We start from the raw sequence: 16669 nt of genomic DNA on the forward strand, positions 1-16669 counted from the left end.
TCACTTATTATCACCATAATGTTCCCGTTTACAACACTATAATTGCAAATGGAACAATGATGTACATTCTTAAAAATAAAAGCGCACTAAGCTTAGCGATTGCGTTAGCTTTCTCCACATACAGTCATGCAAATAATAATGAAATCGAAGAAGTCACCGTGGTGGCAAAACCAACTAGTTACGCAAATAATGTAATTGAACCTGCAATGCTTGAGCAGCAAAGCTCAGTATCGAGTGTGTTATCAGTGATTGATAATTTACCCGGCATCAGCATAAACGAAGGTGATGCCTTTGGTGGTGATGACTGGTCAACAACTATTACGATGCGTGGCTTTAGCATCGACGGTAATCAACAGCAATTAGGTATGACCATTGATGGAATACCTAATGGTGGCTCAAATTATGGCGGTGGTGCTAAAGCAAACCGCTATTTAGATAGCGAAAACCTCGCAACTGTAGAAGTCGGTCAAGGCACCTCTGATATCGCATCAGCATCGCTTGAAGCCTTAGGCGGTACATTTAACTTTGTTAGTAAAGACCCAAGCCTTGATAAAAGCACCACCTTTGCTTACACCAATGGCGATCATGACGCTACGCGGTACTACATTAAACATGAAACGGGCACTATTTTCGATAACACGCAAGCGTATGTAAGTTATTCACAAACAGACACCAGCCGCTGGGTTGGCGATGGCAGTAATGGCGGTAAAGACAATCAACACGCCGAGGCTAAATTTGTATCTAACTTTGATGCAGTAACGGTTACTGGCCGTTTATCGTATGATGATGTGAGCGAAACTAACTACAACAGTGTCAGCCTTGAGCAATTTGCACAAACACCCGATTGGGACCAACTAACTTGGAATTGGACAGGTACGCCGCATTTTGACCAAATGTTTGCAGAAGGTTGGGGCACATTGCGTGAAAACACCTTAGGTTATCTAAAGTTTGAATATGCGATTTCACCTTCATCATTACTGACAATTAGCCCTTATTATCATAAAAATTCGGGCCGAGGTGATTGGATCCCGCCTTATTTAACATCTCCAGTCGATGACGAAGGGAACCCTACAACAGAGGGCGGCTCGAATGCAGGGTCATACGGGTTTGCAGACAGTGACGGTAACCCGCTTGCACCTGATGCTAACTGTACCGAGAGTTTGAGTTGGCCGTGGGCGTCAGGCCCAGGTTTAAACCCAGCTTGTTATGACGATTCAGCAACCCCAGTTATGTCATATCGCCATACTCATTATAATAAAAACCGCTTAGGCTTAACTGCAGACTATAGTGTCACGTTTGGCATGCATGATATTGAAGCGGGTATTTGGTATGAGCAATCAGAGCGTGATGAGTCGCGTGATTGGCACAAAGTGATTGATGCCCGTGTATATCATCATTTTGATAGCACACCATATTGGACACAGTATAAAAACACGTTTGATACAGACACGTTCAAATGGTATATCCAAGACTCAGTGGCATTTGGCGATTTCACTTTAAACCTTGGAGCGAAACAATACTTAGTTGAGCTACAAAAATACGACCACTTTAACGATATAACCTCAGATAAAATCAATAGTGATTCAGATGTATTATTCAGCGCTGGTGCGCTGTATCAGCTTAGTAGCAGCACTGAGTTATTTACCAGCTACAGTGAAAACTTTGCCGCGATTAAAGACGGTGTGCTTGAACGTGATAGCTCGGCGCTGACTGATATAGAACCTGAGACGGCTGAGAATATTGATTTTGGTGTACGTTATCAAGCTGACCGCTTAAGCCTAACAGCCACTGCTTATTCAATTGAATTTGAAAACCGTATTACCTTTATTGCCCCTGGCAGTGATACCAGTGGTATTGATTACACTATTGGTACTAATGGCTCATACATTAATGTAGGTGGTATTGAATCACAAGGCTTTGAATTATCGGCAAGCTATATGTTGACCAATGAATGGAATATTTATACCTCGTACACTAATAATAGCTCCGAATATGCATCTGACGACCCAAGTTCATACGCTAATGGCGAACTTATTGCTGATGCCGGTCCAAGCTTTAGAGCGGGTGATGATGTTATTGATGCGCCTAGTGATATGTTTGTGCTTTCAATGGATTATTACAGCGGAGATTTCCGCTTTGGTGTGTCGGCTAAATACACTGGTGAGCGCCTCGGCGCATGGACTGATGAGCAAACTCGAGCACGCAGTGAGGTTGATGGTTACACAGTGATTGATTTTAACGCAGGTTACTACGCAGAGGTAAATGCAGGCGCATTTACATCAATAGATATTGCTTTTGCTGTGACAAATGTGACAGACAAACAATACTTAAGTGGTGGTACTGGTAATGGTTCTACCTATTTTATTGGTGCGCCACGTACTGCAGCACTGACATTTACTGCTAATTTTTAAAAATTAGTTATAAATCACAAAGCCCATCATTGATGGGCTTTTTGCTTTTTAAGGTAACTTTATGAACACAATATTAAAAATAACGGTCTTAGGGCTGCTCGTTGCCACCAGCACGTTAGTAAATGCCACGCAAAATGTCGTGTTAGTGACACTCGATGGTGTACGTTGGCAAGAAGTGTTTAGTGGTGCAGATGAAGTATTAATAAACAACGCGGACTTTGTAAAAAACCAAGCCCAATTAAACAGTGAATTTTGGCATAAAGACCCAAAACAACGACAGAAATTATTAATGCCATTTATTACTCAAACAATGGCAAGCAAAGGCGCCATTATTGGTGATAGAAATAATGACTCCAAGATGTCGGTAAGTAACCCATGGTATTTTTCATATCCGGGGTACAACGAAATTTTAACCGGTACTGTTGATGAAAACATTAATAGTAACGATAAAAACTATAACCCAAATAAAACCATTTTGGAGCTGTTACACGAGCAGCCTGCATACAAAAATAAAACGGCATTATTTGGTGGCTGGGATGTATTTCCATATATCGTAAATGACAAGCGCAGTGGCGTATACGTGAATGCGGGCTTTATGCCTATTGACGCTGAATTCTCAGATGATGCGCAGTTACTCAACGCGATGCAAAATGAGATCCCCAGTCCTTGGCATAATGTGCGATTAGATAGCTTTACCTATCGCTTTGCTAAAGCTTTTTTACTGGCTAAAAAGCCCAAGCTATTAGTAATTAGCCTTGGAGAAACCGATGATTTTGCCCACGATGGTGATTACGATCACTATTTAACATCGGCTAAGCAAAGTGATGCGTTTATTAGGGACTTATGGCAAACGCTGCAAGCCACGGAGGGATATAAAAATAACACCACCTTGATTGTTACTACAGATCATGGCCGTGGCAGTCATGCTAATGATTGGCAGCACCATAGCTCAAAACGTGCACTGGCTCAATCAGAGCAAGGCCGTAAGGCGTTTCCTGATGGGATTGTTGGCTCTGAACATATATGGCTGGCAGCAATGGGACCGTCTATAAAGCAAACTGGTTTAATGAAAGCAGAGCAAGAATTTAAACAAGCACAGGTGGCAGCCACTGTATTAAAAGCATTAGGGCAAAACCCACAGCAACTCAACCCAAATATGGCACCTGCGATTAGCGAGGTTTTAAAATGAAACGACTTAAAACAGCCTTCATAACATGTATATTATTCAGCTTTAGTGCAGTAGCCGCAACTGCACCAAATAAAATTCTGTTTGGCTCGTGTGGTCATCAAGACAAAGCAATTCCCATTTTTGATGCCATCAATAATGAAAATGCCGATTTGTTTATCTTTTTAGGGGATAACATTTATGGTGATACCAATGATATGACCGTGCTTGCCAACAAATATCAAAAGTTGGGTGCAAAGCCAGGGTTTAAAACGTTAAAAGCAAACACGCCGATTATTGCCATCTGGGATGACCACGATTTTGGCCAAAACGATGCAGGGAAAGAGTACCCACACAAAGAGCAATCACGACAAATCATGCTCGACTTTTTTGGTGAACCAAAAACTTCTATACGCCGCACACGCCCTGATGGTATCTATACCTCGTATATGTATGGTGAAGGCGAGCAAACAGTACAAGTGATCATGCCTGATTTACGTTGGAACCGTGACGCACTTAATCATGTAAGCGAAACGCAGTACTACACTCAGCGCAAAGCCAATAATCAAGGTCCATACAGCCCAACTGAGGTAAGCGGCGCATCAATGCTGGGAGAGGCTCAGTGGCTTTGGCTTGAGCAAGAGCTTAAAAAGCCTGCGGCAATTAAACTTATCACTTCAAGCTTGCAGTTATTACCTGATTTTACTGGTTGGGAGTCATGGGCAAACTTTCCTGAAGACCGTAATCGTTTATTTTCACTGATAAAAAAACACAAAGTGAATGGGGTAATTATCGCAAGTGGTGATACGCACTGGGGCGAAATCTCAAAATACAGAGAGAACCTAGATTATCCATTAGTTGAAATGACAAGCTCTGGCCTAACTGAAAAATGGAAAGATGTTAGCCCAAACAAGCATCGTGTAGGCGACTTTACTCATCAAGTTAACTATGGCGATTTAAGCATTGATTGGCAGCAAGCAGACCCAGCTATCTCACTGCAGCTTAAAGGCATAGATGGCAAAACTATAATGCAAAGTCAATTTAGTTTATCCAGTATTAGCCCATATTAGTAACGACACTAAGCTCACTGCATAAGGGATTGAAGTTGTGAGCTTACTACGGTTAAATATCAAGCTAAGCATCTGATTTATTGAAGCCATTAACCGTTAATGGCTACCCCTATAATTGAAAATATCTTACACTGTTTTTATCTCATGCAAGGACAGTGTCGTAATGCTAAATATTATTCAATCTAACCGAATGGAAACCCTGCAAGCTCAGTTTCATAAGCTGTTAACTGTAGACCCGCTAACCAGCCCATTTGAAAAAGAAGTGGTACTGGTGCAATCGCCGGGTATGTCACAATGGTTAAAAATAGGCTTAAGTGAAAACCTCGGTATTGCAGCACAGGTGGACTTTCCTTTGCCTTCGAGTTTTATTTGGCAGCTTTATCAACAGTTATTGCCAAACGTACCCAAAGAGTCAGCATTTAATAAACCCAACCTTGCATGGAAAATATTTACCATTTTACCTGATTGCATTGATGAGCCGTTATATTTACCCCTTAAAACGTATCTTGAAGGTGATTTAGACGGGCAAAAAACCTTTGCCCTTTGTGAAAAAATAGCCGACGTGTACGACCAATATTTAATGTATCGCCCGCACTGGATTGCAACTTGGGATAGCGGCAAAGATGCACTAGATGACGTAGACATTAGTATTTCTCCTTGGCAACCCGATTTATGGCGACGCATTGTTGCTTTAAGTGTTGAGCTTGGGCAAAGCCAGTTTCATCGTGCCAATATGCAAGGCAAATTACTGGCAGCACTTGAAACCATGGACGAGAGCCTATTGCCAAAACGTATTAGCCTATTTGGTATATCGGCCATAGCCAGCTCTCAATTGGAAATTTTTGATGCACTAAGTAAAAAAACGCAGGTGTTTTTATTCTTTTTTAACCCCAGTGAGCATTATTGGGGAGATGTGGTTGATGAAAAAACCGCAGCAAAAATTACCGCCAAATACGCTAAAACACCGTTACTTGATGCCGCACAGCATACTCAAAGTAAACCCGATGATGAGTATTACTTTATTGGTAACCCACTTTTATCATCGTGGGGTAAATTAGGCCGTGATTATTTTGAGCAACTAGTACAATTAGATGCCCGCTGGATTGACGGCTTCACCGACAGTTTTGATGACTCACTACTGGGTCAAATTCAAAGCGAAATATACCAACTGGCATTTAAAGGTGAATCATTAACGCTAGATAAAGAGTGGTTTATCAATGACGAAGGCAAATTGCCAATAAGCGAGGCTGACACCAGCATTATTGTAAGTGATTGTTATACGCCGCTGCGCGAAGTTGAACGCTTGCATGATTATTTACTTAACTTATTTCATCAAAACCCAGAGCTTACACCAAAAGATATTATTGTGATGATGCCAGATGTAGGCACTTATAGCCCGTATATTGAGGCGGTATTTGGTGGTGCGCATGGTAAACGCCATATTCCGTATGCGTTAGCCGATTTAGCCATCGAGCAAGAAAAACCTGTACTTAGCTCGTTTGCCAGTTTAGCCAACCTACCGTTTTCGCGCTTTGGTGTGTCTGATATTTTAGACTTATTACAAGTAACACAAATTGCCGAAAAGTTTAGTTTAGAGCCTCATGAGTACGAGCAAATTCAATACTGGCTGGAGCGAGTAGGGGTAAAGTGGGGCATTAATGCCGAGCATAAAAGTGGCTTTGACTTACCAACAATAGATTTAAACACTTGGCAACATGGCTTAAACCGTTTATTGCTCGGTATCGCACAGCGCGATGAGCAAATCCCATTTGCGGGCATTTACAGCGCCGATGAAGTTGAAGGCATGGCGCTCGATACGCTCAATAAATTGGTGCATTTTATTGACGTACTGCAAACATTTAAAGAACGCTTAAGCCCAGATGACACCCTTACGAATAAAGCGGATACTTTAGATGAGCTGCTTGAAGCCATTTATGAAAGTGAAAGCGATGACAGCTGGGATCTTTTAGTACTTAAAAAAGTGCTCGATGAGCTGAAAAAACACCATGAAAACGGTGATTATACGCAAGCGGTGTCGCAGCGTATTGTCAGCTATTTAATCAAACAAGGCATTCAAGAAAAGGGCGTTGGCCAGCGATTTTTAGTCGGCCAAGTTAACTTTTGTACGCTGATGCCGATGCGCGCCGTACCATTCAAAGTAGTGTGTATGCTAGGGCTAAACGATGCGGACTACCCGCGTACTGTGCAACCCATTGGTTTTGATTTAGTGCCGTATTCTAAAAAGCAAAAAGGTGACCGATCACGAAAACTTGATGACCGTTATCTATTTTTAGAAGCGCTCCTGAGCGCCCGAGATAATTTATATATGAGCTACATTGGCCGTTCGTGTTTTGACAACCAACCACGTATGCCATCAACACTAGTAAGTGAGTTATTAGAGTACATTGGCCGAAGCTTTACCTTAACTGAGCAAAGCGAGCGAACCCTGCCAGACTGTTTAGTTAAAGCGCAGCGCCTTCAACCATTTAATCACCATTACTATATGCCAAGCGAGCAAACACCAACGCAATTGGCGGTTAATGAGCACAGCTATAACCCAGTATGGTTGCCGGCAGAGGCAATAACCCCTGAGCCACTTAGCAAACTTGATGTGGCAATGCCTGAGAGTCTTGACCTTGATGTGTTTATTCGCAGTGTTTGTAACCCCCATGAAAGCTTTTATCAGCAAACGTTGGGCCTGCGCTTACCTGAGTTTAACGATGTGGCGAAAGATGAAGAACCTTTTAGTGTTGATGCGCTGAAACGCTATTTTTATTTAGATGAAATACTTGAAGCGGCCATTTTCGATAGGCCCCTGAGTCGTGAGCAAATACTGCAACGAGGGGAACTGCCCCAAGCGAATGTCGGTGACTTGATTTTTGAAAGTATGGAGCACCGGGTTGACGCGCTTGCAGGGCAAGTAAAAGCCCATATTGCGACTGGCAAAAATGAACCTGTTGAAGTGTCTTTAACACTCAACTGTGAGCATGCTGATGGCAAAACGCAAAGCAGCCAACTTGAAGGCTGGCTCAATCATATTTACATGCAAAAACAAGTGTTTTACAGAAGTGCCAGTATTAAAGCCAAAGACCTAATTAAAGGCTTTATTTATCATTTAACGGCTCAAGTGATGGGTCACCCTGTGGAAACCTTAATTTTAGGTTTAGATAAACAAATCGCTTTTACGCCGATGGATACAGAGTATGCGCAACAACAATTAAACCAATGGTTTAGTTTATACGCGGCGCTTAGACAATCGCCAGTGGCGTTTTTTCCGGCCAGTAGTTATGAATACGTAAAAACTGAGGGCGATATTAATAAAGCGATTAATAAATTTAGCCCGCAATACATAGGCCGCGGCGAGGGAGAAAACCCGTACATTCGTTTAACTACGCAATCGCTATTAGATTGCCAAGAAGAATTTACTCATTGGAGCAATACACTCCTTACGCCACTAATTGATAACGCTAAGGAGAGCGATTATGCAAGCGCTTAACCCGCTCAACATGCCTCTTACGGGGCAAAGTTTAATTGAGGCCAGTGCTGGCACCGGTAAAACGTATACTATTACTGGCTTGTATTTACGTTACTTACTCGGTATGCAAATAGCGGATGATCCGCATTGTGAGGTAAATAAGCCACTGAGTGTTGAACAAATTTTGGTTGTAACCTTTACTGAGGCCGCCACGCAAGAAATTAAAGACAGAGTACGTGCTCGTATAATCGCCGCGCGCGATGCATTACTCGGGCTTAAAACCAAAGATGAGTTGGTAAGCGAGCTCATTGCACACATCGAAGATAAACATCGCGCCTTTGATTTACTTGATGCTGCGGCAAAATCGATGGATGAAGCGGCCATTTTTACTATTCATGGTTTTTGTCAGCGCATGCTAAAACAACATGCGTTTGAGTCTGGCGTGGCGTTTAATTTAGAATTTATACTCGACGAGCGCGAAATTCTACTTGAGACCATTAAAGATTTTTGGCGTACTTTTGTCTACCCGTTAAATAAAGAAAAAACCGACGCTATTTTAGATGTGTTCCCAGCCCCTGAATCACTGTTTAGTCAAGTATCGAGCCTGCTAAATAAAGGCAATGCGCTCATTACTCCTACGATTAACCTTGATGATGTATGGCGAGCACGTGAAGCGTATTTAGCTAAAATCCCCAGCTTTAAAAAAGCGTGTTTAGACAGCGAGTTTATTGCTGCAATTAAAGCCTCTGGGCTCAGTGGTTCTAAAACGCCTCGACGTAAAGGCAGCTTACAAGCGCTTGAGGATTTTTGCCGTGGCGATGAATTATTTTTTAAATTTGGCACAAGTAAGTATTCGTTTGAGGTTTGGAGCACTGATAACTTAAGTGACTCGGCTAACTATAAAAAGAATCAGCCTTTATTTAGCCATGAATTACTGCTTCAATTTGATGAGCTAGCAAAGCTAAGCGGTACTATTAACGAAGGGCTTGGTATAGCCATTGCTCAACACGCAGCAAGCTGGGTTAAAACAGCCATCGTTAAACGTAAAACAGAGCAAAGTGTGATCACCCCTGATGATTTATTAAGTAATTTACACAGTGCGCTTAACAGTGAGCAAGGCGATACACTTTCGCAAAAAATAGCCCAGTTATTCCCCGTGGCGATGATTGATGAATTTCAAGATACCGACCCCATTCAATACGGTATTTTTAGTAAAATTTATGGCCAAGAAAATACCACACTTGCGATGATTGGCGACCCTAAACAAGCAATTTACGGCTTTAGGGGCGCGGATATTTTTACCTATATTGGCGCAAAGCATGCGGTTGCGAAGGAGCAACAATTTACCTTAGGCACTAATTTTCGCTCAAGTAGTGATGTAGTAAGCAGTGTAAATAAGCTATTTGCCAAGCACGACAACAGCTTTATTTATAATGAGGCCATTCCATTTAATCCGGTTGCAGCCAAAGGTAAAAAAGAGAAAGAATCCTTTTTAATAGACGGCAAACCCGCCAAGGCGTTTGAGTTTTGTGTATTTACCGACACCGCCGCCGATGACAGTAAAAAACCCACCAACAAAGGGGTTGGGCAGCATCATTTAGCAAGCCATTTTGCCAATAAAGTAGTCACTTTGCTATGCCAAGCACAAGAGGGCCGTGCCTGCATTGGTGAGGCACCGGTAACTGCTGCCGATATTTGTATTTTGGTACGCGACCGGTTAGAAGCGCAAATTATTAAAAAAGCGCTGAGCGACGCTAAAATTGCCAGTGTGTATTTATCTCGCGATAGCGTATTTAGCCAAGAGCTTAGCCATCATTTACTTAACTTTTTAACCGCACTGCATGGTCAATACAATGAATCATTACTGCGTGGTGTATTGGCAGGGCCGCTATTTTGTTTAAGTTATAACGAGATTTACGCGCTGGCTGACGATGAAGAGCAGTGGCAATCGCACCTTAACTTTTTTGCTTACTTAACGGCGCTGTGGCACAAACAAGGTGCCATGGTGATGCTAGAGCACCTGTTGAGCCACAATCAATTAAGCGCGAAGTGGCAGGGTTTAGGGCATAACGTAGAGCGCTGGCTCACCGATTACCGCCATTTAAGTGAAATACTGCAACAAAAGCAAATTGAGCTTGAGGGCACATTAAGGCTATTACGTTGGTTTGCACAAAAGGTTAGCCAACAAGATGGTGAGGCGGTGCAAGTTCGCCTTGAAAGTGACGCAAACCTAGTACGCATTGTGACCATGCACGCTTCAAAAGGGCTTGAGTTCCCGCTGGTGTTTATGCCATTTGCCAGTGGTTACCGTGAAACTAAAGAGGCTTTGTATCATAAAGATGGGCAACTTATTTACGATTTAAGTAAAGCGGATGATGCCCTACAAAAAGCGGAGCAAGAACGCCTAGCAGAAGATTTACGCTTATTGTACGTGGCACTCACACGAGCGATTCATTTTTGCGCCATTGGCATGTATAACTTAGGGCAAGGACAAAGTAAGCGACTGGCAATTCAAAGTAGCTCGTTGGGCCATGTACTCTTCGCAGGGCTTGATATTACCAGCAGCGAAGTATGGCGTAGCCACTTAAAAGAATTTTGTGATGAGAACAAAGCAATGCAATACACTGAATTTACCAGTGATGAGTTGCTAGAGCAGGGCACCTTGCAATTGACTTCAACGCAAAGCTCAAGTCACAATCTCAGCGTTAACAATGTCACCGTAGACATTGAAAAAGATTGGCGTGCCACCAGCTTTAGTGCCTTGAGCTTTAAAAAACACACTGATCACATACAACCTGGGCGCAGTGATGAAGATCACGAAAAAGACGAGTTTGCCGCAGAGCAAGAAGATGTTAAATCGCCATACAGCTTCCCTAAGGGCGCAAAACCCGGTAGCAGCTTACATGAAATTTTTGAGCAGATTGATTTCACCAGCCCCATAACGCACCCAAGCAACGATGAACAAAATCTCGCGTGTGTTGTAGAAAAAAGCTTAAAAAAATACCACATAGATAGCAGCTGGCAAGAAACCGCAGAGCAGTGGATACTCAGCGCCCTGCAATGCCCTCTGAATGACGACGGGCTCAGTTTAAGTGTATTGCCGCCGAGTGATTGCTTAGTGGAAATGGAGTTTAATTTACCTCTTGAGAGCTTAAACGCCAAACAGCTTAATGCGGTACTTATAAAACACTTTGGTTTTAACCAAAGTAACCTTGAGTTTTTTGATGTTAAAGGGTTATTAAAAGGCTTTGTTGATTTAATATTTTGCTTTGAAGGCCAATATTATATTTTGGACTATAAATCGAATTACTTAGGGAACAAGCCAAGCGACTACGAACAAGACTCCCTTGAGCAAGCCATGAGCAGCCATCAATACCATTTACAGTATTTAATTTACACAGTGGCGCTTCATCGTTTGTTAAAACAGCGCATTGCAAATTATAGCCCAGAGCAACACTTAGGCGGCGTTTACTACACCTTTTTACGGGGGATGGGTGAAGGGAAAGGCATTTTCTTTAATAAACTCACCACAGAGCAAGTAGCTATTTTAGATGGCTTATTTACTCAACCCGCGGTTAAAAAAGGAGAGGCATCATGAGTGAAGTTGATGCAATAAATGAATTACCATTAATGGCCGCTGAGGCTGATTATTCGGTAGATACCGTGCCGTTAATTGACTTTTTAGTGAGTGAAGGGCGCCTGCGAGTGGTTGATGTGAAACTTGCTGAGCTTTTAACCGAACATGCAGCGAGCAGTGCTGACAATAGCGATGTATTTAACTTAATTTTGTTGCTGTGCTTAGCAGGGCAAAGCCAGCACAGCTGTTTAAATTTAGATGATGTAAATTGGCAAAATCCTTTTAACTTACGAAAGTCTGACTTTAATAAAGCACAAGGCTCATCACCCGATACAATCAGCCCATTTAGTGATGAGTTTGATATTAATCAAGCGGTTCGTTGTTTAGAGTCGCACCCAAGTGTAGGTGAGCAACAACCACTGTGTTTATTTGGTACTAGGCTCTACTTTGCCCGCCTTGCAGGGTACGAACAAACGCTCGCTTCGCGGTTATTAGGCATGAGTAAGCGCGAAATAAAAATAGACAATGCAGCGCTTGCTAAGTTACTCAATGATTATTTCCCTGAAGATAAAGCCCCCAAAGAAGGGCTCGATTGGCAAAAAGTAGCCTGTGCTATGGCGGCCACAAAAGGCTTTAGTGTTATTACCGGCGGCCCAGGCACAGGTAAAACCACCACGGTCACCAAGCTATTAGCCATTTTACAATCATTGTACCAAAGTGCGCCGCTAAGCATTAAGCTGGTGGCCCCAACGGGTAAAGCCGCCGCGCGGTTAAGTGAATCTATTTTAGGGGCTAAGCAGCAATTAAAAGCAGATATTCCAGACAATGTTGAGCCGCATATACCGCAAACTGCGCAAACTATTCACCGTTTACTTGGGGTTAAACCCTTTACCAATAAATTCAAACATAACAGCAGTAACCCATTACACGTTGATGTATTGATCATCGATGAAGCGTCGATGGTTGATTTATCACTGATGGCTAAATTAATCGAGGCATTACCTGCTCATGCAAGGTTAATATTACTCGGTGATAAAGATCAATTGGCGTCGGTAGATACCGGCAGTGTCATGAGCGACTTATGCCAAGGATTATCTCTTGGGCAAACGCCGAGTTATTCTGATGCGCGCTGCAACGAACTTAATCAGTTGTGTTTTAATGGCGAGAAAAAACTACAATCACAGCAAAGCCCATTTGCATTGGCCGATTGCATCGCGTTCTTACAACATAGTTATCGCTTTGATGTTAAAAGTGGTATTGGCGAGCTGGCTTTTGCGGTTAACACCAACAACTCAGGTAAGCTCAATTATGTTGAGCAGGAAATCTATTCAGGCAAATTTAACGATGTTGTTTTAGATTACGATATTGTCACTAAGCCAATTGAAAAACTGGTACAAAGCGCTGCTAGTCATTACAGTGAGTATTTAAACCTCATTAAGCAAGGTGCGCCGAGTACAGACATTCATCATGCGTTTACACAATACCAATTACTCGCCGCCGTGCGTGAAGGTGATTACGGCGTAAACAGCTTAAACCTTCGTATTGAAAAGCAATTACATAGCCTTGGCTTAATCAATACTCATGCAAACAACCGCCATTATTTAGGTTTACCTATTATGATTGCGCAAAACGACTACCAATTAAAACTGTTCAACGGCGATATTGGTATTCTACTGCATGATGAAAACGCGCAGCTAAAGGCGGTATTTATTGACGAGCAGGGCAATGAACGGGCATTTTCACCCGCACGACTCCCTTCACACGATAAAGTGTATGTAATGACCATACATAAATCACAAGGCTCAGAGTTTGCTTACACCGCCATGGTTTTACCCCCTGCAAATCAAGCAACTGCAGGCATAAATCGCCAATTGGTCTACACCGGTATCACCCGTGCGAAGAAAACCTTTGAGCTGGTGGCCGATAAAAAAGTATTACTTATGGCGATGAATAAATCAGTCAGCCGCGCATCAGGTTTGTATGAGCGTTTAGCGTAAATGCATAAAACCAGAACAAGCAATACTTATTTACTTGTACTCGCTTTTTCAGGTTGGCGGCGAAGTTAGTATCGAATTGCAATATTTATAAAACCTGAGCTGAGGCTCGGCTCTTTAGTGTATGAGGCATTATTATGTATAAAGAAATTATTGATTTTTGGTTTACTGAACTTGAGCCTAAACAATGGTGGCAAAAAGACACTGAGTTTGATCAAATGATTAAATCCCGATTTGGTAAACTACATAATCAAGCGATTGCGTGTGAGTTGGCACATTGGCGTGAAACTGAGCTAGGTAGTTTGGCTGAAATTATTGTGTTGGATCAGTTTTCACGTAACATTTACCGCGATACTCCCACATCTTTTGCTTCAGATTCACTGGCACTTGCATTGGCTCAATGCGCCATTGAAAAAGGGTTTGACACGCAACTTTCTGCGCAACACCGCGTATTTTTGTATATGCCATTCATGCACAGCGAATCAATGGCAATACATCAAGAAGCCGTTAAGTTATTTAATCGTCTTGGTATTCAAAGTAATATTGACTTTGAATATAAACATAAAGCAATTATTGATAAATTTGGCCGCTATCCGCATCGGAACAACATATTAAAGCGAAGTTCTACAGCTGAGGAAATCGAATTTTTGAAACAACCCAATTCAGGTTTTTAACATAGACAATCTTTTGCTAGTTTGGTTATAAAAAGAGAAATGAGTATGGCTATCGAGTTTAATACAAGCAGATTGATTGTTACAGAAATTGATCACGACCAACCATTGTTAAAGTGCAATGAGTTGCTAGAGCGCGTACCCCATATTTTAACCCCCGCTGTCGTAGAATGTTTACCTCCACATTTTCAAAGTGTTAATTGTGTTGATTCTGCTAATGTCTGGTTGAAAAACATGCTCTCGCAAAGCCGTTTGTTGGTCGTCAGGACAGCACCTGAACATATAATTGGTTTTTTATTTATTTCTACAGGTACTGAACAGAGTGCGCATATTGGTTGCTTACTTGCCAAAGAGGAGTGGGGAGTCGGCTTTGCTAGTGAACTATTAAATGGCTTTATCGCTGAAGCAAAGGTTATAAAAACATGGTCATCGCTTATCGCAGGCGTTGACCAGGGTAATAATGGTTCGATAAAACTACTAGAGAAATGCGGATTTTCGCAACAGCAAATAAATAAGCAAGGCGTTATCTTTTATCGATACCTTTTACGTTGATTAGAATTTAAAAACACAGTACTTGCTTAATCACCTCAGTGTATATTTATAATTAAATTATTCAGGTTTTATGAGTAATAATTTGGCGCTTTTTCCGTCTGTGAGTATGGCTATGTTGCCTTGTGGGGTGATATAAACATCTCTCAAACGCCCAGAAACTTCAGGAAAAACTGCCGATTGTTCAAACTGGCCTGTCGTTAAATCAACGGCGTAGAGTTTTTTATCGACTAATGTGGTGATCAGTGCATGCTTGTGTAATGAAGGGAATGCTGAATGTTTTGAGCCATAATAAGCCATACCTGAAGGCGCAATTGAAGGTGTCCAGTCGACTAATGGTTTTTTCATACCAGGATAGTCTTGAAAAGGAGATATGCGTGCTTGTGAGTAATCTTTGCCATAGGTTATAACTGGCCAACCATAATTAGTGCCTGCGGTTAAGTAATTTAGTTCATCTCCACCTGCAGGTCCGTGTTCATGGCTAATGATGTGATTAGCGTCGTAGTCGTAAATAAGCCCTTGTGTATTTCTATGGCCAAGTGAAAAAACAGCGTGAGCACGGCGATTTTCATGATTAATGAACGCGTTATCTTTAGGTATAGTGCCATCTAAATGAATGCGTAATACTTTGCCAAGTTGACTTGTTTTGACTTGTGCTTGTTCGCGAAAGTCAAAGCCGTCACCACTTGAAATTAATAATGTATCATCGGGTAAAACAAGTGCACGGCCAGCGTAGTGTTGCGGTGTATTTTTATCTGTCGCGACTTTATAAATAATATCTGGCTTTGAAAATTGGATACCATCAAATATAGCTTTAGCAACAACTAAGCGGTTTGCATCAAGTTTACCTTGAGCATAAGTAAATATAATTTCTTTAGAGCGTATATAGTCCGGTGCTAGCACTACATCAAGTAAGCCGCCTTGTCCGCCAACATATAGCCCTGGCAAGTCTAATTTGATACTAGACTGTTGGTCTTCTTTGACGACAACAACATGGCCGTCGCGCTGAGTAATTAACCACGTGCCATCAGGGAGTTTTACCATACTCCAAGGAGACTTTAACTCACCTGCAATTGTTGTAATGTTGTACTCATCGGTGGGTAATATAGCAGCTGCGTTTACGTAGTTTGTAAAGAGGCCAAAGAGCAATAAAAAACTGATACATTGTTTAGTGTTTAAGCCTTTGCTAATGTGAATGAGATGATTTATTTTAAGTTGAGAAAACCATGCCATTTTTAACTCGTTTGTTGCCTTCATTTTTAGCTTCCTGGTTACTTACATTCACGCTTGCTAGCTTGTTTCATAGTCAATACGTTGTCAATCAATTAGTTAATGTAGATGTTGAAATTGCTTTAAGTGATCGTGTTAGCTTAACCCTTTCTGATTGGTTAGGGTTATTACCTACTTATGGGGCAATTATTGCCATTGCATTAGCTATAGCGTTTACTGTGGCTCAATGGCTTGCGAAAAAGCATACTAATTTAAGATTTCCATTATTTATAGTGGCAGGTATAGTCGCGTTTGCAACCGTCCTCATTGTTATAGAATCAATTATGAATATACATATTATTGCTGGCGCAAGAGGGTGGGGATTTTATACTCAACTGTTAGCAGGTGCTGTGGGCGGCTCTGTTTTTTCAGTGTTAACTCAGCGCCCTTTAAATAAAAAGCGCTGACTATTTATAACCAGTAGTGTGTAGCCAAGTTTAATGAGTCCATAAAGCTAAATAAGAGCGGCACGTTTCAGGGAGTAATCT

General features: G+C 41.8%; 10 protein-coding genes. 9 read left to right on the forward strand and 1 reads right to left on the reverse strand.

The features are described from left to right. Positions 1-59 precede the first annotated feature (59 nt). The 8 genes from C7Y70_RS13345 to C7Y70_RS13380 all read left to right on the forward strand — a co-directional run bounded on the left by C7Y70_RS13345 (position 60) and on the right by C7Y70_RS13380 (position 14915). Positions 60-2411: a TonB-dependent receptor gene (locus C7Y70_RS13345; RefSeq protein WP_135475344.1), complete on the forward strand. Its 2352-nt coding sequence runs from the start codon at positions 60-62 to the stop codon at positions 2409-2411. A 61-nt stretch (positions 2412-2472) separates the two neighbouring features. Next, complete coding sequence (locus C7Y70_RS13350) at positions 2473-3600, forward strand: alkaline phosphatase family protein (protein WP_135475275.1); 1128 nt, start codon at positions 2473-2475, stop codon at positions 3598-3600. Continuing rightward, complete coding sequence (locus C7Y70_RS13355; RefSeq protein ID WP_135475276.1) at positions 3597-4646, forward strand: alkaline phosphatase D family protein; 1050 nt, start codon at positions 3597-3599, stop codon at positions 4644-4646. The genes C7Y70_RS13350 and C7Y70_RS13355 overlap by 4 nt, the downstream gene beginning before the upstream one ends. A 163-nt stretch (positions 4647-4809) precedes the next feature. Then, entirely contained in the window at positions 4810-8142 is a 3333-nt protein-coding gene (gene recC, locus C7Y70_RS13360; protein WP_135475277.1) for an exodeoxyribonuclease V subunit gamma, read from the forward strand. Then, a complete protein-coding gene (recB, locus tag C7Y70_RS13365; RefSeq protein ID WP_135475278.1) occupies positions 8129-11719 on the forward strand; it encodes an exodeoxyribonuclease V subunit beta in 3591 nt (1196 codons plus the stop codon). Before recC ends, recB begins: the two co-directional genes overlap by 14 nt. Before the next feature lie 32 nt (positions 11720-11751). Beyond that, entirely contained in the window at positions 11752-13695 is a 1944-nt protein-coding gene (recD, locus tag C7Y70_RS13370; protein WP_245321516.1) for an exodeoxyribonuclease V subunit alpha, read from the forward strand. 134 nt (positions 13696-13829) lie between these two features. Then, entirely contained in the window at positions 13830-14366 is a 537-nt protein-coding gene (locus C7Y70_RS13375) for a DUF924 family protein (protein ID WP_135475280.1), read from the forward strand. Between the two features lie 45 nt (positions 14367-14411). Then, complete coding sequence (locus C7Y70_RS13380; RefSeq protein ID WP_135475281.1) at positions 14412-14915, forward strand: GNAT family N-acetyltransferase; 504 nt, start codon at positions 14412-14414, stop codon at positions 14913-14915. A gap of 57 nt (positions 14916-14972) precedes the next feature. On the opposite strand, the gene C7Y70_RS13385 is transcribed toward C7Y70_RS13380, so the two are convergent. Continuing rightward, positions 14973-16169 (reverse strand): PQQ-dependent sugar dehydrogenase, encoded by a 1197-nt coding sequence (locus C7Y70_RS13385; protein WP_135475282.1) that lies wholly within the window; start codon positions 16167-16169, stop codon positions 14973-14975. Here C7Y70_RS13385 and C7Y70_RS13390 point away from each other — a divergent pair. Beyond that, entirely contained in the window at positions 16139-16588 is a 450-nt protein-coding gene (locus C7Y70_RS13390; protein ID WP_135475283.1) for a hypothetical protein, read from the forward strand. The two genes, C7Y70_RS13385 and C7Y70_RS13390, sit on opposite strands and share 31 nt — an antisense overlap. The last annotated feature ends 81 nt before the right edge of the window (positions 16589-16669 follow it).

Source organism: Pseudoalteromonas sp. KS88 (genome assembly GCF_004766475.1).
In the GTDB taxonomy this organism is placed as follows: domain Bacteria; phylum Pseudomonadota; class Gammaproteobacteria; order Enterobacterales; family Alteromonadaceae; genus Pseudoalteromonas.

Excerpts from the sequence above, each read along its gene's own strand:
- C7Y70_RS13345 (WP_135475344.1), top strand. The coding sequence starts at position 60 with ATGTACATTCTTAAAAATAAAAGCGCACTAAGCTTAGCGATTGCGTTA.
- C7Y70_RS13350 (WP_135475275.1), top strand. The coding sequence starts at position 2,473 with ATGAACACAATATTAAAAATAACGGTCTTAGGGCTGCTCGTTGCCACC.
- C7Y70_RS13355 (WP_135475276.1), top strand. The coding sequence starts at position 3,597 with ATGAAACGACTTAAAACAGCCTTCATAACATGTATATTATTCAGCTTT.
- recC (WP_135475277.1), top strand. The coding sequence starts at position 4,810 with ATGCTAAATATTATTCAATCTAACCGAATGGAAACCCTGCAAGCTCAG.
- recB (WP_135475278.1), top strand. The coding sequence starts at position 8,129 with ATGCAAGCGCTTAACCCGCTCAACATGCCTCTTACGGGGCAAAGTTTA.
- recD (WP_245321516.1), top strand. The coding sequence starts at position 11,752 with ATGGCCGCTGAGGCTGATTATTCGGTAGATACCGTGCCGTTAATTGAC.
- C7Y70_RS13375 (WP_135475280.1), top strand. The coding sequence starts at position 13,830 with ATGTATAAAGAAATTATTGATTTTTGGTTTACTGAACTTGAGCCTAAA.
- C7Y70_RS13380 (WP_135475281.1), top strand. The coding sequence starts at position 14,412 with ATGGCTATCGAGTTTAATACAAGCAGATTGATTGTTACAGAAATTGAT.
- C7Y70_RS13390 (WP_135475283.1), top strand. The coding sequence starts at position 16,139 with ATGCCATTTTTAACTCGTTTGTTGCCTTCATTTTTAGCTTCCTGGTTA.
- C7Y70_RS13385 (WP_135475282.1), bottom strand. The coding sequence starts at position 16,169 with ATGAAGGCAACAAACGAGTTAAAAATGGCATGGTTTTCTCAACTTAAA.